We start from the raw sequence: 18,200 nt of genomic DNA on the forward strand, positions 1-18,200 counted from the left end.
CGACCGAGCTGAGCGCGGGGACCGACCTGGCCGCGGCCGACATCGGGGCGGTCGAGATCCGCACCCTCGAGGGTGACCGCGTGGTGATGCGGCGGTCGTTCGACACGCCCTGATCCGTCGCTGGCACGGGACGCTCTAGCATCGTCAGATGCCCCGTCTCGTCGCCGTCTGCGCCGTCCACACCCTGCACCCGGATGCCGGATCCGTCGGCGTGACCGCGATCGACAAGCGCCCGGTGGACGGTGCCGTGCGGGTCGGCAAGCTGGGCGTCCGCGCGGACGTGCAGGCCAGCCGCAAGCACCACGGCGGCCCCGACAAGGCCGTGTACGCCTATGCCGCCGAGGACGCGGCGTTCTGGCAGGAGCAGCTCGGGCGGGAGCTCGCCCCCGGGTGGTTCGGCGAGAACCTGCGGGTCGAGGGGCTCGACGTCAACGCCGCGCGCATCGGCGAGGTGTGGCGCATCGGCGACACGGTCGAGGTCGAGGTCACCATGCCGCGGACGCCGTGCTCGACGTTCGCGCGCTGGGTCGGCGGTTCCGCCTCGCGCGGCTGGGTGAAGCGCTTCTCGGACGAGGGGCGCCTCGGCGCGTACCTGCGGGTGCGTCGCGCGGGCGAGGTGCGGGCGGGGGATGCCATCGAGGTGCTGTCGTCGCCGGCCGGGGCGCAGACGGTGCTGGAGATGTACCGAAGCTGAGCCGCGGGGGCCCGTGGGGGGTCGTGCCGGGTGTGCTCCGGGTGGTGCCCCGGTGTGCTGCGGCGCTGCCCGGGGCGTGCCCTGCCGTGCCCGGCGGTGCACAACGGCGGGAGTTGTCGCGACACGCCGGGGCGGAGACGTCGGTATACGGCGTGTCGTCCCATCGGCCTGCCGTTGTGCTCGGTTCGCCGGGGGTGTGCCGTCTCGCCGGCCTGCCGTTGTGCACGGCTCGCCGGGGGCGCCGGGGTTCATCGGAGCGCCGTTGCGCGCGGCTTGCCGGGCGGGCGCGGCGGTGGAGGTTCGCGGATGCCGGGGGTGTGGCATCCGGGAACACGAACGCCCCGGCGCGGGGCCGGGGCGTTCGCGAGGTGTGAGCGGGTGTCAGCTCTGCGACTGGCCGTAGGAGCCCAGCTGCTTCGTGGCCTCGACCACGCGCACGGCCATGGCCGACTCGGCGACCTTGCCCCAGGCGCGGGGGTCGTACTGCTTCTTGTTGCCGACCTCTCCGTCGAGCTTGAGCACGCCCTCGTAGTTGGAGAGCATGTATCCCGCGATCGAGCGGGTGAAGGCGTACTGCGTGTCGGTGTCGATGTTCATCTTGACGACACCGTTCGAGACCGCGAGGGCGATCTCTTCATCGGTGGAGCCGCTGCCGCCGTGGAAGACGAGGTCGAGGGGCTTGGGGCCGGTGCCGAACTTCGCGGCGATGCCCTCCTGGATCTCGCCGAGCAGCTCGGGGCGGAGCTTCACGCCACCGGGCTTGTACACGCCGTGCACGTTGCCGAAGGTGAGGGCCGAGATGTAACGACCGTTCTCGCCCAGGCCGAGGCGCTCGACGGCCTTGGTGACGTCGGCGACGGTCGTGTAAAGGGCCTCATTCGAGCCCTCGTGCTGGACGCCGTCCTCTTCGCCGCCGACCACGCCGACCTCGATCTCGAGGATCGCGTTGATGTTCTTCAGGCGGGGGAGGAGCTCCGCGGCGATGTCGATGTTCTCGTCGAGCGGCACGGCCGAGCCGTCCCACATGTGCGACTGGAAGATCGGGTTGCGGCCGGCCTTGACCTCTTCTTCGGAGGCCTCGAGCAGCGGCAGGACGAAGCCGGGAAGGGCGTCCTTGGGGCAGTGGTCGGTGTGCAGGGCGACCGTGATGGGGTAGTTCTTGGCGACCTCGGTGACGTACTTGGCGAAGGCGAGGGCGCCGGTCGCGCGGGCCTTGACGGTGTGGCCGGCGAAGTAGTCGGCGCCGCCGGTGGTGACCTGCAGGATGCCGTCGGAGCCGGCCTCGGTCAGGCCCTGGAGCACCGAGTTGATGGTCTGCGAGCTCGAGACGTTGATCGCGGGGTACGCGAAGCTGCCGGCCTTGGCGCGGTCCAGCATCTCGGCGTACTGCTCAGGGGTGGCGACGGGCATGGAGGCGCTCCTTGGTCGGTGTCGGGACAACCGTCACTCTAGCGAAGCCGCCGGATCGTGATGCCGGGGGCGCGACAGGAACCGCCGAGATCTGCCGAACGGTTAAGAACGCCGATTCCTTCGGCGCACATCCGCTCAAAACCGGGCGATGTGAACGCTTCGCTGGATACAGTGGCCCCATGGTGAGCCTGACTGCCGACATGAGCCCTCTGCACCCCGACCGCAACCTGGCTCTGGAGTTGGTGAGGGCGACCGAAGCGGCATCCATCCGCGCCGTGCCCTTCATCGGCCGAGGTGACAAAGAGGCCGCCGACGGCGCGGCCGTCGACGCGATGCGCGCGTTCTTCAGCACCGTCGACTTCGACGGCACGATCGTCATCGGCGAGGGCGAGAAGGACAACGCCCCGATGCTCTACAACGGCGAGCGGGTCGGAAGCGGCCGCGGTCCGCAGTGCGACGTCGCCGTCGATCCCATCGACGGCACCTCGCTGACCGCCGCCGGTCGGCAGAACGCCCTGTCGGTGATCGCCGTCTCGGACCAGGGCACCATGCTCGACGCGTCGACCGTGTTCTACATGGACAAGCTCGTCACCGGCCCCGCCGGCGTCGGTGTCGTCGACATCCGCCTGCCCATCGGTGAGAACATCCGCCTGCTGGCCAAGGCCCTCGGCAAGCCCGTCGACGAGATCGTCGTCTCGGTGCTGAACCGCCCGCGTCACGAGCAGCTGATCGCCGACATCCGCGAGGCAGGCGCCGGGACCCGCCTCATGAGCGACGGCGACGTCGCCGGGGGCATCAACGCCGCCCGTCACAACGCCCGCACCGACATGTGCGTCGGCATCGGCGGCAGCCCCGAGGGCATTGTGACGGCGTGCGCCATCAAGGCGCTCGGCGGTCACATCCAGGGCGTCCTGGTTCCCCGCACCGACGACGAGAAGCAGAAGGGCCGGGATGCCGGGCTCCACATCGACGGCACGGTGTACGAGGCCGACGACCTGGTGAAGGGCAAGAACACGATCTTCGTCGCCACCGGCGTGACCGACGGCCAGCTGGTGCAGGGCGTGCGTCGCGACGGCGACTTCATCTACACCGAGAGCGTCGTGCTGCGCGGAGCGTCGGGCACGCTGCGCCGCATCTCGTCGGAGCACCTGACGTCGAAGTGGTTGTGACGGTTCTCGCGTTTTGATCCGGGCGGGGCGGGTGGGCCCGGTGGTCGGCGGGGTGCGTCGGTGCCGTTGGCGCGCCGAGACTGCATGCGGCTGACATCTCGGTTGCAGAATGTCGCCGAGTTGTCAGCGTTGTGCTGTCTCGCGGTGCTCGAGGGGTGGGAGGCGAGGCCTTCGCGCGCGGGCGGGGCCGGTGGGCCCGGTGGGCCCGGTGGTCGGCGGGGTGCGGCGGTGCCGCTGGCGCGCTGAGACTGCATGCGACTGACATCTCGATTGCAGGATGTCGCCGAGTTGTCAGTGCCTTGCTGTCTCGCGGTGCTCGAGGGGTGCGAGGCGAGGCCTTCGCGCGCGGGCGGGGCCGGTGGGCCCGGTGGGCCCGGTGGTCGGCGGGGTGCGTCGGTGCCGCTGGCGCGTTGAGACTGCATGCGGCTGACAACTCGGTTGCAGAATGTCGCCGAGTTGTCAGTGCCGTGCTGTCTCGCGGTGCTCGACGGGCGGGAGCCGAGCGGCTCGTGCAGATACCGCCGGGCGTGTCGTGACGCAAGCGTGACCGGGCCGAAGGGGGCTGTCTGGCAGAATCGTCAGCAGTGTCAACGGCGACGCTGTGTTCTTCCGAGACCCGAAGGGGGATCGTCCATGGCTACAGCTCCGACGAATCAGACAGCACCTCAGACAGGTGCTCAGGCGGTCATCGCCAGCGCCATCGACCCGGCGCGCCGCCCCGACGTGCTGCTGCGCGTGCGGCGGGCCGAGGGTCACGAGGTCAGCGCATGGTGGATGGTCGGCGCGTTCGTCGGCGTCTCCGCCGCCGTGGTCAGCCTGCTGAGCTGGGTGCCCGGCGGGGCCTGAACCGCACGCTTGGTCCCCGGAGCCTGAGTCGTCGTCGCCAGGGCTGAGTCCGAGTCCTCTCGCCGTCGACGGAACCTGAGTCAGCCTTGCCGTCGACGGAGCCTGGCCGTTGGCGGAGCCTGAGTTCGCCTCGCCGTCGGCGGAGCCTGAGTCAGCCGCGCTGTGGACGGGGCCTGAGTCCGTGTCGCCGTCAGCGGACCCGGAGTCATCCTCACCGTCAGCGGAGCCTCCGTCTCGGTCGCCGTCGGCGGAGCCTGAGTCTCACTCGGCGTCGGCGGAGCCGAGGCGCTCCCGGATCGCATCGAGATCCGCGCGGGCGGTGACGGTTGCGGGAACGTCGCCTCGTGTCGGCGGGGTGTCGACGGTCAGGTCGAGGTCGATCATCTCGGGTGCTGTCCAGCGCCGGGGAGTCGCCTCGAGGGTCGCGGGCGCGGACACCGCGTCGAGCTTGGTCTCGTCGATGCCGGGGAACTTGCGAGCGGTGACCAGCACGCGCGACTCGAGGGATCCCGCGAAGCGGTTGTAGCTGTCGACGGTCTTCTCGATCGCGCGGCGCAGATCGTTGGCGTGACCGGCGAGGACGCCGACCCGGTCGTAGAGCTCGGTGCCGAGCGCGAAGAGGGTGCGCGTCTCGTCGGAGACGTCCTGCTGGGTCCACGTGAACGCGACCGTCTTGAGGACGGCCCAGAGGTTGACGGGAGAGGCGAGGGCGACGCGGCGCGTGAACGCGTAGTCGAGCAGGGTCGGGTCTTCGTCGAGGGCGGCGGCCAGCAGCGACTCGCTCGGCAGGAAACAGACGACGAACTCGGGACTGGTCGTCAGTCCGGACCAGTACGCCTTCTTGGCGAGCGCGTCGACGTGGGCGCGGACCGCGCGCGCGTGCTGCGACAGGAGCGCGGCGCGCCGGGCGCCCTCTTCGCCGTGCGCCGTCACCGCGATCGCGCTGGCCTTGAGGTACGCGTCGAGGGGGACCTTGGCATCCACCGCCAGAGACTTGCCCCCGGGCAGGCGCACCACCATGTCGGGGCGACCGGCGCCGGCGTCGCTCGAGATCGAGGCCTGCAGGTCGAAGTCGACGTAGCGGGTGAGGCCCGCGGCCTCGACGACGCGGCGCAGCTGCGTTTCTCCCCACACCCCGCGCGTCGTCCCCGACCGCATCGCGGAGGCGAGGGACTCGGTGGTCGCGCGGAGCGCCTCGTCGGCCTCGCGCGAGAGGCGCAGCTGCTCGCCGAGGGCGGAGTACTGCTCGACGCGGTCGCGTTCGAGGCCGTCGACCTTGCGCTGCATGGCGTCGAGGGTTTCGCGCACGGGATCGAGGGCGCGCAGGACGGTCTGCTCGCGGCGCTCGCGTTCTTCGCGGGCGGCCTGATCGGCGCGCGACTGCCCGACCAGCTCGCGGTAGAGCGTGGTCTGATGCGCGAGCTGGGCCTCGAGGCCCGCGCGCGCCGTCTCGGCCGCCGCCGCCCGGGCGCCGAGGGCCTGCTGATCGGATGCCGCGCGCGCGGCGACCCGAGCGGACGCGACGAACCACCCGCCGGCGATGCCGAGCGCCAGGGCGAGGATCACGAGGACGAGGGTGATGGCATCCATGGGATCAGCTTGCCCGAGACCCCCGACATTGCCGGAAAGACGGGCCGGAACGGCTCAGGCGACGGCGCGCTCGGCCGGCTCGACGGCGATCTGCGAGATGCGCACGCCCAGGTGAGCGGCGAGGGCCTGCACGTCGTCGGCTCCGGCGCGGCGGGCGCAGTCGATCGTGATCTCGGCGCAGGCGACGGCGTCGGCGAGGGCGTCGTGATGGGCGAAGGGGGAGCAGCCGGCTTCGGCAGCCACCAGCGGTAGGCGGTAGGACGCGAGGGCATACGTCTTGCGCGACATCTGCACGCTGCAGAGGTAGCGGTAGGGCGGGCAGTCGTCACCTGTGGCCGCGCAGGCGCGACGCAGCACCGACATGTCGAAGCCGGCGTTGTGGGCGACGAGGACGTCCGATCCGGCGAACGCCGTCAGGCGGTCGAGCTGGGTGCTCCACGAGGGCGCGTCGGCGACGTGATGCGGCTGGATGCCGTGGATGCCGATGTTGATCGGGGCGAAATGATCGTGACCCGAGGGGGGCTTGATGAGCCACGACGCCGTCGCGACGACGCGACCGTCGCGCACCCGGGCGAGGCCCACCGCGCACGCGGACGCACCGCTGGAGTTCGCCGTCTCGAAGTCGATCGCGGTGAAGTCCAGAGCCACGACTTCACCCTCACCGCACGCGCGGCGTGTCGTCGCGAGGCGCGCCGGGGGTGGCGGCATCCGTCCTGTGGGGGCTTCTGTCCGCGCCTCGGGTGTTCGTCTGCGAGGGGGCGTGTCGGAGGGGCGGCGTAGGGTCGGGGGCATGACCGATCGTGAGAAGTCGACGTCGTTCGGGCAGGCGGCCGCGGCCTACGAGTCCGGGCGTCCCGGGTATCCGGCCGAGGCGGTGTCGTGGCTGCTCGAACCCGTGCGCGAGCCGGGGCGCGCGCTGCGCGTGGCCGACGTCGGCGCCGGGACGGGCAAGCTCACCCGCACGGTCGTCGAACTCGGTGCCGACGTGGTGGCCGTGGATCCGGATGCCGACATGCTCGCCGCCCTGCGCGGATCGGTGCGGGGAGTCCCCACGTTCGTCGGACGGGCCGAGGCTCTGCCGCTGCCCGACGCCGGGCTCGACGCCGTCGTGATGGGGCAGGCATGGCACTGGGTCGATGTGGAGGCGGCATCCGTCGAGGTAGCGCGTTCGCTGCGCAGCGGCGGGGTGCTGGGACTGGTGTGGAACATCCGCGACCACGAGGTCGAGTGGGTCAGACGCCTGACGGAGGCGATGGGCGGTTCGAACGCCGAAACCTTGCTCAGTACCACCGGGCCCCGCGTCGCCGACCCCTTCGGCGACCTCGAACACCGCGCCTGGAGGTGGGAGCGGCCGATCACCCTGCCCCAGCTGCGCGACCTGGTCTTCTCGCGCAGCGACGTCATCACGGCCGGCCCCGAGGAACGGGCCCGCATCGACGCCGCGGTCGACGGGGTCGTGGCATCCGTCCCCGGACTCGCCGACGGAGAAGCCGTCGCGCTGCCGTACGTCACCCACGCGTTCCGTGCGCGGCGGCCCTGACGCGGTGCGCGCCCTCGCGGCCGGGTAACCTGGACTCCCGTGGCTCTTACCATCGGAATCGTCGGCCTTCCCAATGTGGGAAAGTCCACCCTCTTCAACGCCCTGACCAAGAACTCGGTGCTCGCCGCGAACTACCCGTTCGCCACGATCGAGCCCAACGTCGGGGTCGTGAACCTTCCCGATGCCCGGCTGCAGCAGCTCGCCGACGTCTTCCAGAGCGAGCGCCTGGTGCCCGCGGCGGTGTCGTTCGTCGACATCGCCGGCATCGTGCGCGGCGCGAGCGAGGGCGAGGGCCTGGGCAACCAGTTCCTCGCGAACATCCGAGAGGCGGATGCCATCGCCCAGGTCGTCCGCGGTTTCGCCGACGACGACGTGGTCCACGTCGACGGCCAGGTGAACCCCGCCGGCGACATGGAGACCATCAACGCCGAACTGCAGCTCGCCGACCTGCAGACGCTCGAGAAGGCGATCACCCGGTACGAGAAAGAGGTCAAGGGCAAGAAGCTCGACCCCTCGGTGCTCGATGCGGCCAAGGCCGCGCAGGATGCCCTGCAGCGCGGCGTACTGCTGTCGGGCTCCGGTCTGGACCTCACGCCGATCCGCGAACTCGGCCTGCTGACCGCCAAGCCCTTCATCTTCGTCTTCAACGTCGACGAGGCCGTCCTCACCGACCAGGCCAAGAAGGACGAGCTCGCGGCCCTGGTGGCTCCCGCGAAGGCCGTCTTCTTGGATGCCAAGATCGAGTCCGAGCTGATCGACCTCGACCCCGAGGATGCCGCCGAGCTGCTGGCATCCACCGGTCAGGACGAGTCGGGCCTCGACCAGCTCGCCCGCATCGGCTTCGACACGCTGGGCCTGCAGACCTACCTCACGGCGGGGCCGAAAGAGGCGCGCGCGTGGACGATCCCGCAGGGGGCGAAGGCACCGCAGGCGGCCGGTGTCATCCACACCGACTTCGAGAAGGGCTTCATCAAGGCCGAGGTCATCTCGTTCGCCGACCTCGTCGAGCTCGGCTCGGTCGCCGAGGCCCGCGCGAAGGGCAAGGCGCGCCTCGAGGGCAAGGACTACGTCATGCAGGACGGCGACGTGGTGGAGTTCCGCTTCAACAACTGACATCTGGGTACCGATCCCGCTGCGTGTCTTTTGTGCGCACCTGGTCAGGCTTGCCTCCCTCTTCGAGGCGCTCGAGAGTGAAGTGCGCGCCGCGGGAGCGAGGATCACTTATGCAAGACGTCGACGTGGCGAAGTTCTGGCTTGACGCGTAGCGTTATTAACGGATTCCGTCATATGATGGCACCGTGATCAGGTCGTTCGGTGACAGGGACACCGAGCGACTGTGGCGTCGTGAGCGCGTGCGGTCGATCGATCCGAGGATCCATCGTGTCGCACTTCGCAAGCTGCGCCAGGTCGGGTCGGCAGAGGCCCTCGAGGACCTCCGCATTCCGCCCGGCAACCGGCTCGAAGCTCTCAAGGGCGACCGCGCCGGTCAGTACAGCATCAGAATCAATGACCAGTGGCGGATCTGCTTCGTGTGGACCGACGCCGGACCAGAGGAGGTCGAGATCGTTGACTACCACTGACAAGATCGAGCCGATTCACCCGGGCGAGGTCCTCATGGAGGACTTCATCGAGGGATTCGGCATCACTCAGAACCGGCTCGCGGTATCCATCGGCGTCCCGCCTCGGCGGATCAATGAAATCGTCCACGGCAAGCGGGGCATCACAGCGGACACCGCGCTGCGGCTGGCGAGGTACTTCGGCACGTCAGCAGAGTTCTGGATCAACCTGCAGAGCCACTACGAGCTCGACCGGGCGGAGGACGCCGCCGGAGAGCAGATCGCGGCGATCACCCCCTTGCAGGCGGCGTAGCACTGCCGCCACACCGTTGCCTTCGTCATCATCAGCGACCCCCTGCGGTGACTCTCGGGCGGAGTGCGGGCGGTGGTGATGTCGACGGTGTTCGCCGCTTCCTGGCGGCCGCGTCTCCGGCGAGCGACTCGCAGAGAGGAGGAGCCCGAAGAGCCGGCGGAGGCCGGTGATAACCTCACCGCGTGACCCGCCTGAACCTGGCCGTTCCTCGACCGGATCGTCGCGCTCAGGTGCGGGCGATCCTGACCGGATCGGTGCCCAACCTCGTGCAGTGGTTCAACCTGTACGTGTACGCGACCTTCGCGCCCTACTTCCGCACCGAGTTCTTCGACCCGGATTCTCCGGACTCTCTCGTGTGGGTCTACGCGCTCTTCGCCGTGACCTTCCTCGTGCGCCCGCTCGGCTCGTGGATCTTCGGTCGCCTCGCCGATACGGGCGGGCGCGAGCGCGCGCTCGTGACCGCGGTGACGCTGATGTCGGCGGCATCCCTCGTCCTGGCGGCGACTCCGACCGAACGGGTGATCGGGGTGTGGGCGGCGGTCATTCTGGTGGTGGTGAGCGTCGTGCAGGGCGTCGCCGCCGGCGGCGGGTATGCGGCCGCGGCGGTGCTGCTGTCGGAGTCGGGCACGCGCGGTCGTCGCGGGTTCTTCTCGTCGTTCCAGGGAGCCACGATCGTCGGGGGTCTGGTGCTCGCGCAGGGGCTGCTGCTCGTCCTGCTGCTGGCGGGTGATCGCGCGGACGTCGCGGCCTGGGGGTGGCGGGTCGCGTTCGCCGCGAGCGGGCTCGCGGGGCTCGTCTCGCTGTGGTGGGCGCGCTCGGCCCGTCGCTCCGCACGGACGGCGCCGAAGGGCGGGGCGTCGACGATGTCGGAACTCTTCCGCGGATACTGGCGCCCGCTGCTCTGGGTCATCCTGCTCACGGCCGGGGGGAGCGCGGCGTTCTACACCGCGACCGTCACCGTGCCGTATCTCATCCGCGAGACGTTCTTCGCCGACGGCGGGGCCGCCGCGGAGCGCGCATCGACCGGGCTCGTCCTGGCCGCGTTCGTGATCCTGATGCTCATGCAGCCCCTCGGTGGGGCGCTCAGCGACCGCATCGGACGCAAACCGCTGCTCGTCGTCTTCGGGGTGGGGGGCGTCCTGGGCGCGGGGGCCCTCGTGACCGCGGCCGCGCGCGTGACCTCGCCGGCCGCGGTGTTCGCGGTGCTCGTGCTGGCCTTCGCGGTGCTCACCTGTTACCTGTCGGTGAACGGCATCGCCAAGGCCGAGGTGTTCCCGGCGCACATTCGTACCCTGGGCGTCGGGTTCGGGTATGCCGTGTCGAACTCGCTCTTCGGCGGCACCGCGCCACTGATGTTCCACGCCACGGGCGGCGGTGTCGGCTTCATCGTGTACCTGACGGTGCTGCTGGCGGTGACCGCCGGGGCCGCGATCGCGATGCGCGGTGGGGTCGGCACGGTGCTCGACGCGCCGCCCGGGGCGACCGCGCCGAAGCCGTAGGCCCTCAGGCCCCGACAGCCACCCGCGCGCGACGCGCGAGCTCGACCCCGTCGACCCCCGGCCACCCGTTCAGACCGTCGGCGTGCGAGGCGGGCAGAGCGTCGGCGCCCCACACCGCGCCCGCGAGAGACCCGGCGATCGCGGCGACGGTGTCGGTGTCGTTGCCGCCGCGGACGGCGCGCTCGATGGCATCCAGCGGAGAGACGGCTCCCGACACGGCGGCGAGCGCACCCTGGAACGCGCGGACCACCCAGCCGTTCGCCTCGCGGAAGTCCCGCGGATGCGCATCCAGCGCCTCGTCGACGAGCTGCGCCCACCTCTCGCGGCGCGGCGCCGGGACGAGGTCGAGCTGCGCGGGCATGTCGAGTTCGCCGAACAGGATGCCGTGCCGAACGGCACCGGACCACAGCGCGCAGGCGTCGACGTTGTCGTCCTCCCAGTGGGTCAGGCGCGCGACCGCGGCGGCCGCGGCGGCGAGGTCCTGGCGCGGGCCGTCGAGGAAGCCCAGCGCGACGGGTCCGGTGCGCATGAGGGAGCCGTTGCCGGCGCTGCGCCCCGTGGCGTCGTGCACCCCGCGGGAGGCGGCGGTGATGGCATCCATCCCCGCCCCCGCAGGGATGCGGCCGAGCACCTGACGGGTCTGCGCGCCGACGTCGAGGGCGTCGCGTGCCCACTCCTGCCAGCGGGTCACGATCGCCGTGAGCGCGCGGGGATCGGTCAGCGACCGACCGGCGACGAGTTCGTCGAGGATCGGCACCGCCATGCTCGTGTCGTCGGTCCACTCGCGTTCGGCGTGCCCGAAGTGACCGCGACCGAAGACCGGGGTGACGTCGTCGGCGAGCGCCGGACCGAACTCGTAGGCGGATCCGAGGGCGTCGCCCGCCGCCGAGACGAGGACGGTTCCGGCGGCGCGGTCGAGCTGGGCGGGGGAGAGGGTGGGCATGGGCCCAGCCTAAGAGCCACGCGCGCGGACGCCCCCGACCGATCGGCCGGGGGCGTCCGCGCGACGGTGCTCAGCCGCCGATGGGGGTGGGGTTCGAGGGGTCCGGGGGGACGGGCAGCGAGCCGTTGATGCGGTTCTGCGCCTGGCACTGGCTCGTGCAGTTGGTCGCGCCGGCCGACAGCTCGACGGCATCCTCGCCCAGGACACCACCCATGCGTCCGCCCGAGGCGACCGTCCACTTCGTGACGGTGGCGTCCTGGAAGGTCTTCGTCGCGACCTGCGGGCTGTCCTTGCCCAGGAGCATCTGGTGCGCGTCGGCGCCGGTGGCGACGGCATCCACTCCGTTGCCGAAGTTGATCTTGCCCGTGTACTGGTTCACGAAGTAGTACAGGCCCGGGCCGAGGGTGTGCACCAGCTCGACCGGGGTCGCGAACTCGGGCTCCATCTGGAAGATGCCGCCCTGCGCTCCGTCCTTCGCCTGGATCTTGAGCTTGCCGGCGGCGGTGGTGAAGATCGCCACGATCGCGTCGTCGCGCACCTCGAGGCTCGACAGGCGCGTGCTCTGACGCTGCGCGGCGGTGAGGGTGGGGACCTTCGACGAGAACACGACGGTGGGCGCGGTGACCATGCGCTGCGTGTCAGGCGCGCCGGTGAGCGTGTAGTCGTACACGCCCAGGGTGGACGGGTCGATGGTGAAGCGGTTGTTGCGGCCGCTGACCGTGATCGGCGTCGAGACCGCGACGTCCTTGACCTTGGCGTCCTTGCCCGGGGCGGGGTTGTACGTGGTGCCGTTCACGGTGACGGCGTAGTCGCCTCCGGTCGAGGTGGTCTTGGCGTTCGCGGCGGAGGGGAGGAGGAGACCGGATGCCGCGACCACCGCGACCGCGAGGATCGCCGCGGTGCGGATCAGGGGAGGACGGGTGGGGACGTTGCTGCTCATGGTGCCTCGTTTCATCGGTGGGGAGCTGTTCCCACCGTCGTCGGCGGGGCCCGGACCGGGCAATCGGACCTTGGTACTACGACCAAGGTCCGATGGTGCGACCGGGCCGATCCGCGCAGGGTGGACCACGACAGCCCGTGCCGCAGGTGACAATGGGCGGAAGGACGGATGACATGAAGAAGCGGATCCTCATCGGAGCGGGTGCCCTGGCGCTCGCCGCCGCGCCCGCCGCGATCGGCCTGTGGGGCAACCCCTCGTTCGCGGAGTCGGTGCCCGTGCCGCGTCCGACCCCCGCCGTGACAGCGACCGCCTCGCCGTCGCCTTCGCTCTCGCCCTCGGCGGACGATCACGGCGGGGAGGTGCCGCGCGATCAGCGCGTCGAGCCCGGTGACGATCGGGCGACGCAGGGATCGACCGGCGGCGCGGTCGTCACCGACGACACGACCGGCGACGACCGCGGCGGGGAGGTGCCGCGCGATCAGCGCGTCGAACCCGGTGACGACCGGGCGACGCAGGGATCGACCGGCGGCGGGGGATCCGCCGTCGAAGGATCGACCGACGACGGCGGACGTCACGGCGGCGAGGACCGCCACGGCGACGACCGGAGCGGCGACGACAGCGGCCGCGCGGACGACGGTGGCCACGGAGGAGACGACTGAGTGGCATCCCCTCCCTCGTGGGAGGTGCTCGTCGCCGCCCCCTCACCGCACGCACCCGCGCGACGGCTGTCGACCCGGGCTGTACTGGTGCGCCTGGCCGCGGGACTCGCGGCCGTGATCGTCGCCGTCGCGGCGCTCGCCGGATTCGGCGCGCAGTGGCTCGCCGAGCGCGAGGCCGTCAACGACGCCGCGCAGGTGACGAACGTCCTCGCCGAGGCGGTGGTGCGCCCCGTGCTCAGTGACGCGCTCGCTGCCGGCGACCCCGCCGCGGTGGCCGCCTTCGACGTGGCGGTGCGCGGACAGATCCTGGGGGACGACGTCGTCCGCGTGAAGATCTGGAGCCCCGAGGGGCGCGTGTTGTACGCCGACGAGCCTCAGCTGATCGGGCGGACCTTCGCCCTCGAAGAGGCGCAGCGAGAGGCTCTCGACGCACCCGCGACCCGGGCGGCCGTGTCGGACCTCTCGGAGGACGAGAACGTGTTCGAGAGCGCCCCGCGCCTGCTCGAGGTGTACCGCCCCATGTGGGCGCCGGGCGGCCAGCAGGTGCTCTTCGAGGTCTACTACCCTTACGCCCCCGTTGCCGCGCGCTCGGCGGAACTGTGGCGCGGGTTCACGGGGGTGACCCTCAGCAGCCTCCTGCTCCTGGTCGTGCTGACGGCGCCCATCGTGTGGACGCTCCTGCGCCAGCTGCGCGGGGCCGAGACGCGACGCGCCGAACTGCTGCAACGCGCCGTCGACGCCTCGGATGCCGAGCGCCGGCGCATCGCGGGGAGCCTGCACGACGGGCCGGTGCAGGAGCTCGTGGCCACCAGCTACGGGGCCGAGAGCGCCGCGGTCGACGCCGACCGGCGGGGAGACGTCGAGGCGGCGTCGCGCATGCGCGAGGTGGCGGGGTCGGTGCGCGGAAACGTGCGCGTGCTGCGTTCGCTGCTCGTGGACATCTACCCCGAGAGCCTCGGCGCGGCGGGCCTCGCTCCGGCACTGCGCGATCTCGCCGCGACGGCGCACGCGCGCGGTGTCACGGTGAACCTCGACCTCGGCGCGTCGCTCGACCACCTGAGCGAGGCGCACGAGCGCCTGCTCTACCGCGTCGCCCAGGAGACGCTGCGCAACGCGGCGACCCACGCGGCGCCCTGCACCGTGTCGCTGTCGATCGCGCGCGTCGACGGGGCGGTCGAGCTGCAGGTCGCCGACGACGGACCGGGCTTCGACCCCGCGCTGCTGCACCGCGCCCCGTCGGACGGCCACCTCGGCACCCGGGTGCTGCGCGACCTCGCCGTCGACGCCGGCGCCGAGCTCTCCCTCGCCACCGCCCCGGGCCGGGGCACGCGCTGGCGTCTGCGCGTGCCCGCCCACGACCGCACCCGGGAGACGGCATGATCCGCGTCCTCGTCGCCGACGACCACTCGATGGTTCGGGAGGGCCTGGCCTCGGTCCTCGCCGCCGACGGCGACATCACCGTGACCGCCACGGCCGCGAACGGCGCCGAGGCGCTCGCCGCGGCGGGCGACGGCGTCGACGTGGTCGTGATGGACCTGTCGATGCCCGTGATGGACGGGGTCGCGGCCCCCCGCGCGATCCGCGCCGCGCATCCTGGCATCCGCGTGCTCGTGCTGACCTCGTTCGGCGACCGGGATCAGGTGAGACGGGCGGTGGCCGCGGGGGCCACCGGTTATCAGCTGAAGGATGCCGAGCCGGCGGAGCTGCGGGCGGCGGTCCGCGCCGTGGCGGCCGGTCATGCCCCGCTCGATCCCCGCGTCGCGGGGGCGCTCCTGCCCGAGGCGGGCGACGCGGACGCCGGCCTCAGCGCGCGGGAGCGGGAGGTGCTGCGCCTGGTCGCCGAGGGGCGGGCGAACAAGCAGGTCGCCGCGGTGCTCGGGATCACCGAGCGGACGGTCAAGGCGCACCTGGGCAGCATCTTCCGCCAGATCGGCGTCGCGGACCGCACGAGCGCGGCGCTGTGGGCGCGCGATCACCTCTCGGGGTGAACCCCGCTCAGACCCGCTCCGCGAAGACGACGCGGTTGTCGACGTAGGACCCCGCCGCGCGGTCGAAGACACCGCCGCACGTGATGACGCGCAGTTCGTCGCGGGCCGTCGCGCCGAACACCCGCGCCGTGGGGAACTGCGCTTTCGGATAGTCCGCGGTCTCGACGACCCGGTAGGTGTGGACCGATCCGTCCGCGCCGAACACCTCGACGGTGTCGCCGACCACGACCTCGCGCAGGCGCTGGAAGACCGCGGGGCCCGTCGGCGAGTCGACGTGGGCGGCGATGACGGTGGGCCCGGTTCCTCCGGGGCGTCCGCCGCCGGTGAACCACCCGACTTCGGCGTAGTCCTCGGGCACCTCCATCGATCCGTCGGCGGCGAGGCCCAGATCGATCAGCGGTTCGTCCAGGTCGAGCGCCGGGATGACCACGCGCGCCGGATCCGTCGCCTCCACGGTCGGCGACGGGGATGCCGACGCCGTCGGGGCGGGGGGACCGGATGCCGCCGGGCTCGCCGCGACCGTCGGGGGAGCGGGAGCGGAGTCGACCGGCGCCGTCGTGCAGCCGGTGCACACGAGCGCCACCGCGAGCGCGAGACCGCCCGCGACGCGCGGCGCGCCCCCGTTGCGGGGGACGCGCCGCACGCCGTTCGTCATCGGGCGTCGGCCGCGCGACGACGGTGCCACAGCACCGCCCCCGCGGCGAGCGCGCCGACACCGCCGACCGTCGCCGCCATGGCGCCCGGGTGGACGGCCGACGTGGACGAGCCGCCGGCGCCGGTGTCGACCCCGCCGACGGGGATGGCGCTGAGCTGACCGCGCACGACGCCCGCGGGCGAGGTGGCGGTGTGCGAGTCGCCGGTGAAGCCGGCGGGGTTGGCCTCGATCTCGGCGAGCGAGAAGCCGTCGCCCGTGTCGGCGCCGTTGGCCTGGACGCCCGTGGTGAAGGGGCCCTGCAGGCAGCCCGAGGACTCGCGCGGTCCGTCGCCGACGGGCGCGGGGTTGGGGAAGGCGATGCGCGGCGGGCCGGGCTTGCCGACCGCGGCCTCGTGGATGTGCGTCGCGGTCTTGGCGGGGCTCTGGTAGTCGCCCGAGACGCCCTCGAGGCGGATGTCGTAGCAGATGATCTCGAGCTCGGAATTGATGCGGAACGTGAAGGTGCCCGTCGCGCCGCTCTGCCCGGGGGTGGCGACGCCGTCGTTGTTGATCACCTGGTCGGGGGTGGCCATGACCGTGAAGGCGCTGGTGAACTCGGCGGGTTCGGCGACCTCGGTCTCGGCGTGGGCGGGAGCGGCGAACGCCAGCAGGGCGACGCCCGCCGTGGCGCCGATCATCAGGGGGCGGGTGTACGTCTTCGTCATCGTCGTGCCTTTCGATCGGGACCGACTCGGTCCGGTTGCGAGGGTGTACGACGGCGGTGGCCGCAGCGTTCACGGCCCGTTGCGATTCTCGGATGAACGGTCGGCGGGGCGCCGTCGTATCCCCTGACGAGGCACCCGCACGGCGCGCGTTAGCCTCGGAGAGGACGGCACCGATGAAGCGGACCGCCGCGAACCGCGAGGAGACGCGCATGCCCGTGTCGCCCCGCCGCCCGCCGGACTTCGACGTCCACCGCGCCTACCGCGACCACGGCAGCGCGCTGCTCGGCTACACGGTGAACGCTCTGCGCGATCGGCCGCTGGCCGAGGACTGCGTGCAGGAGACGTTCCTGCGCGCCTGGCGTGCACGCGACCGGTTCGATCCCGCGCACGCGTCCGAGCGCACGTGGCTCTTTGCGATCGCGCGCAACGTCATCATCGACACCCTGCGCGCCCGCGCCCGCCTGCCGCTCATCGGCGACGACGCGGAGCTGCATTCGCGCACCGCCGAGGCGATCGACCCGCTCGACCGCCTGCACATGCTCGAGGCCCTGTCGCACCTCAGCGACGCCCATCGCACCGCGGTCGTCTCGGTGCACCTGCACGGGCGTTCTTATCAGGACCTCTCGGATGCCACCGGCATCCCCGTCTCGACCTGGCGTACGCGCACGTTCCACGCGCTGCGCGCCCTCCGCACGCACCTCGAAGGAATGGAGGAGCCTGATGCGCACTCCCGATGACCGTTGGGCGGAGCTCTGCGCCGCCGCCCTCGCCGGGGAACTGTCTCCCGCCGAGACCGTCGAGTTCGACGAGTTGCGGCGCGATCCGCGCCGCGCCGACGAGTACGAGGGCCTGCGCGGGATCACCGCGCGACTGCGACAGGGCGATCTGGCGTGGACTCCGCCGCGCGACGACTCGGACCTCGAGGCCCGGATCGCGGCATCCATCCTCCGTGCCGAGGGCGAGACGGCCGAGGGGCCGCGGGTCGTCGAGCCCGTACGGCGTCCGCGGCGGCCGTGGCTCGTGCCGACCGTGGCCGCGGCCTGTCTGCTGGGTGGCCTAGTCATCGGCGCGAACGGCGCCGCCCTCGTGCAGCCCTCCGTCCCGTCCGGTCCTCCCGGGACGCTCGGTGCGGTCGAGCAGCTCGCCGTCACCGATGACGACGCCGGGGTCGACGTGGATGCGCAGGTCGTCGCCCACACCTGGGGGACCGAGGCGTACCTGGAGGCGACCGGCCTGAACGTCGGGGCGACCTACGAGCTCGTCTTCGTCGGCGCGGACGGCACGGAGTTCCCCGCGGGCGAGGTCCTGGGGTCCGAGGTGCCGATCGTCTGCCGCATGAACGCCGCGGTGCCGCGGTCCGAGACGGTGCGCCTGGAGCTGCGCGACACCCAGCGGTCGGTCGTCGCGCACGCCGACCTGCCCGCCGTGTGAGTCCCGCTCAGCCGAGCTGCCCCGGGTGGGTCAGGCGCCACCACAGGGTCGGCTCGCCGAGCTCGCCCGAGATCTTGACGTTGGACGAGGCGGATCGCGGTCCCGCTGTCCAGGTGATCCGGCCGACGACCTCGCCCTCGGCATAGGTCTGCGGCGCGGAGGTGGCGAGGTCGACCGTCACCGGGGTGTCGGACCACGTCCGCAGCTTCTCGCCGCGCGCGAGGACGAGGGAGGCCTGCGATCCCCATGCGGTCGAGATCTCG

Annotated in this window: 20 protein-coding genes and 1 pseudogene; 13 read left to right on the top strand and 8 right to left on the bottom strand. The window is 71.9% G+C overall.

Going from position 1 to position 18,200, the window contains the following annotated elements:
• Window positions 1-148: 148 nt before the first annotated feature.
• Entirely contained in the window at window positions 149-694 is a 546-nt protein-coding gene (locus tag DC432_RS14190) for an MOSC domain-containing protein (protein WP_116538134.1), read from the top strand.
• A gap of 381 nt (window positions 695-1,075) precedes the next feature.
• On the opposite strand, the gene fbaA is transcribed toward DC432_RS14190, so the two are convergent.
• On the bottom strand, window positions 1,076-2,104 hold the full coding sequence (gene fbaA, locus DC432_RS14195) for a class II fructose-bisphosphate aldolase (RefSeq protein WP_116538428.1): 1,029 nt from the start codon (window positions 2,102-2,104) through the stop codon (window positions 1,076-1,078).
• Window positions 2,105-2,283: 179 nt separating this feature from the next.
• Between fbaA and glpX the strand changes: the two genes are divergently transcribed.
• A complete protein-coding gene (glpX, locus tag DC432_RS14200; RefSeq protein ID WP_116538429.1) occupies window positions 2,284-3,273 on the top strand; it encodes a class II fructose-bisphosphatase in 990 nt (329 codons plus the stop codon).
• A gap of 633 nt (window positions 3,274-3,906) precedes the next feature.
• Window positions 3,907-4,119, top strand: a complete 213-nt coding sequence (locus DC432_RS14205) for a UDP-N-acetylmuramyl pentapeptide phosphotransferase (protein ID WP_116538430.1) — start codon at window positions 3,907-3,909, stop codon at window positions 4,117-4,119.
• Window positions 4,120-4,380: 261 nt separating this feature from the next.
• Here the strand turns inward: DC432_RS14205 and DC432_RS14210 are convergent, their stop codons facing one another.
• Together DC432_RS14210 and DC432_RS14215 are read right to left on the bottom strand one after the other, a co-directional pair.
• Window positions 4,381-5,709, bottom strand: a complete 1,329-nt coding sequence (locus tag DC432_RS14210; RefSeq protein WP_116538431.1) for a DNA recombination protein RmuC — start codon at window positions 5,707-5,709, stop codon at window positions 4,381-4,383.
• Window positions 5,710-5,763: 54 nt separating this feature from the next.
• Window positions 5,764-6,357, bottom strand: coding sequence for a 3'-5' exonuclease (locus tag DC432_RS14215; RefSeq protein WP_116538432.1), 594 nt, complete (start codon window positions 6,355-6,357; stop codon window positions 5,764-5,766).
• A 142-nt stretch (window positions 6,358-6,499) separates the two neighbouring features.
• Here DC432_RS14215 and DC432_RS14220 point away from each other — a divergent pair, with 142 nt between their 5' ends.
• The 5 genes from DC432_RS14220 (at window position 6,500) to DC432_RS14240 (ending at window position 10,617) form a co-directional block, all read left to right on the top strand.
• Window positions 6,500-7,249, top strand: coding sequence for a class I SAM-dependent methyltransferase (locus DC432_RS14220; protein WP_116538433.1), 750 nt, complete (start codon window positions 6,500-6,502; stop codon window positions 7,247-7,249).
• Between the two features lie 39 nt (window positions 7,250-7,288).
• Window positions 7,289-8,362 carry a redox-regulated ATPase YchF gene (gene ychF, locus DC432_RS14225; protein ID WP_116538434.1) on the top strand — a complete coding sequence of 358 codons (1,074 nt, stop codon included), beginning with the start codon at window positions 7,289-7,291 and terminating at the stop codon, window positions 8,360-8,362.
• A 185-nt stretch (window positions 8,363-8,547) separates the two neighbouring features.
• On the top strand, window positions 8,548-8,829 hold the full coding sequence (locus tag DC432_RS14230; RefSeq protein WP_116538435.1) for a type II toxin-antitoxin system RelE/ParE family toxin: 282 nt from the start codon (window positions 8,548-8,550) through the stop codon (window positions 8,827-8,829).
• A complete protein-coding gene (locus DC432_RS14235; RefSeq protein ID WP_116538436.1) occupies window positions 8,816-9,118 on the top strand; it encodes a HigA family addiction module antitoxin in 303 nt (100 codons plus the stop codon). The genes DC432_RS14230 and DC432_RS14235 overlap by 14 nt, the downstream gene beginning before the upstream one ends.
• A 182-nt stretch (window positions 9,119-9,300) precedes the next feature.
• A complete protein-coding gene (locus DC432_RS14240) occupies window positions 9,301-10,617 on the top strand; it encodes an MFS transporter (protein ID WP_116538437.1) in 1,317 nt (438 codons plus the stop codon).
• 4 nt (window positions 10,618-10,621) lie between these two features.
• On the opposite strand, the gene DC432_RS14245 is transcribed toward DC432_RS14240, so the two are convergent.
• Together DC432_RS14245 and DC432_RS14250 are read right to left on the bottom strand one after the other, a co-directional pair.
• Window positions 10,622-11,560 carry an ADP-ribosylglycohydrolase family protein gene (locus tag DC432_RS14245; RefSeq protein ID WP_116538438.1) on the bottom strand — a complete coding sequence of 313 codons (939 nt, stop codon included), beginning with the start codon at window positions 11,558-11,560 and terminating at the stop codon, window positions 10,622-10,624.
• 70 nt (window positions 11,561-11,630) lie between these two features.
• Window positions 11,631-12,500, bottom strand: a complete 870-nt coding sequence (locus DC432_RS14250) for a hypothetical protein (protein WP_116538439.1) — start codon at window positions 12,498-12,500, stop codon at window positions 11,631-11,633.
• 173 nt (window positions 12,501-12,673) lie between these two features.
• Between DC432_RS14250 and DC432_RS14255 the strand changes: the two genes are divergently transcribed.
• Genes DC432_RS14255 through DC432_RS14265 form a run of 3 tightly spaced genes read left to right on the top strand, consistent with a single transcriptional unit; the run spans window position 12,674 to window position 15,147 of the window.
• The gene (locus DC432_RS14255; RefSeq protein WP_116538440.1) at window positions 12,674-13,159 is read left to right on the top strand and encodes a hypothetical protein; all 486 of its coding nucleotides are present in this window, start codon (window positions 12,674-12,676) and stop codon (window positions 13,157-13,159) included.
• The gene (locus DC432_RS14260) at window positions 13,160-14,539 is read left to right on the top strand and encodes a sensor histidine kinase (protein WP_133177954.1); all 1,380 of its coding nucleotides are present in this window, start codon (window positions 13,160-13,162) and stop codon (window positions 14,537-14,539) included.
• A complete protein-coding gene (locus tag DC432_RS14265; protein ID WP_116538442.1) occupies window positions 14,536-15,147 on the top strand; it encodes a response regulator in 612 nt (203 codons plus the stop codon). The genes DC432_RS14260 and DC432_RS14265 overlap by 4 nt, the downstream gene beginning before the upstream one ends.
• 7 nt (window positions 15,148-15,154) lie before the next feature.
• Here the strand turns inward: DC432_RS14265 and DC432_RS14270 are convergent, their stop codons facing one another.
• Entirely contained in the window at window positions 15,155-15,790 is a 636-nt protein-coding gene (locus DC432_RS14270) for a class F sortase (RefSeq protein ID WP_243393144.1), read from the bottom strand.
• 8 nt (window positions 15,791-15,798) lie between these two features.
• Window positions 15,799-16,506, bottom strand: a complete 708-nt coding sequence (locus DC432_RS14275; protein ID WP_116538444.1) for a CHRD domain-containing protein — start codon at window positions 16,504-16,506, stop codon at window positions 15,799-15,801.
• 209 nt (window positions 16,507-16,715) lie between these two features.
• On the opposite strand from DC432_RS14275, the gene DC432_RS14280 reads away from it, so the two are divergent.
• Together DC432_RS14280 and DC432_RS14285 are read left to right on the top strand one after the other, a co-directional pair.
• Entirely contained in the window at window positions 16,716-17,243 is a 528-nt protein-coding gene (locus DC432_RS14280) for a sigma-70 family RNA polymerase sigma factor (RefSeq protein WP_243393145.1), read from the top strand.
• On the top strand, window positions 17,227-17,937 hold the full coding sequence (locus tag DC432_RS14285; protein WP_116538446.1) for a hypothetical protein: 711 nt from the start codon (window positions 17,227-17,229) through the stop codon (window positions 17,935-17,937). The genes DC432_RS14280 and DC432_RS14285 overlap by 17 nt, the downstream gene beginning before the upstream one ends.
• Before the next feature lie 7 nt (window positions 17,938-17,944).
• Here the strand turns inward: DC432_RS14285 and DC432_RS16510 are convergent.
• Window positions 17,945-18,200, bottom strand: a pseudogene (locus DC432_RS16510) (D-alanyl-D-alanine carboxypeptidase family protein); the annotation flags it as partial.

Source organism: Microbacterium testaceum, assembly GCF_003075375.1.
Lineage (GTDB): Bacteria > Actinomycetota > Actinomycetes > Actinomycetales > Microbacteriaceae > Microbacterium > Microbacterium testaceum_E.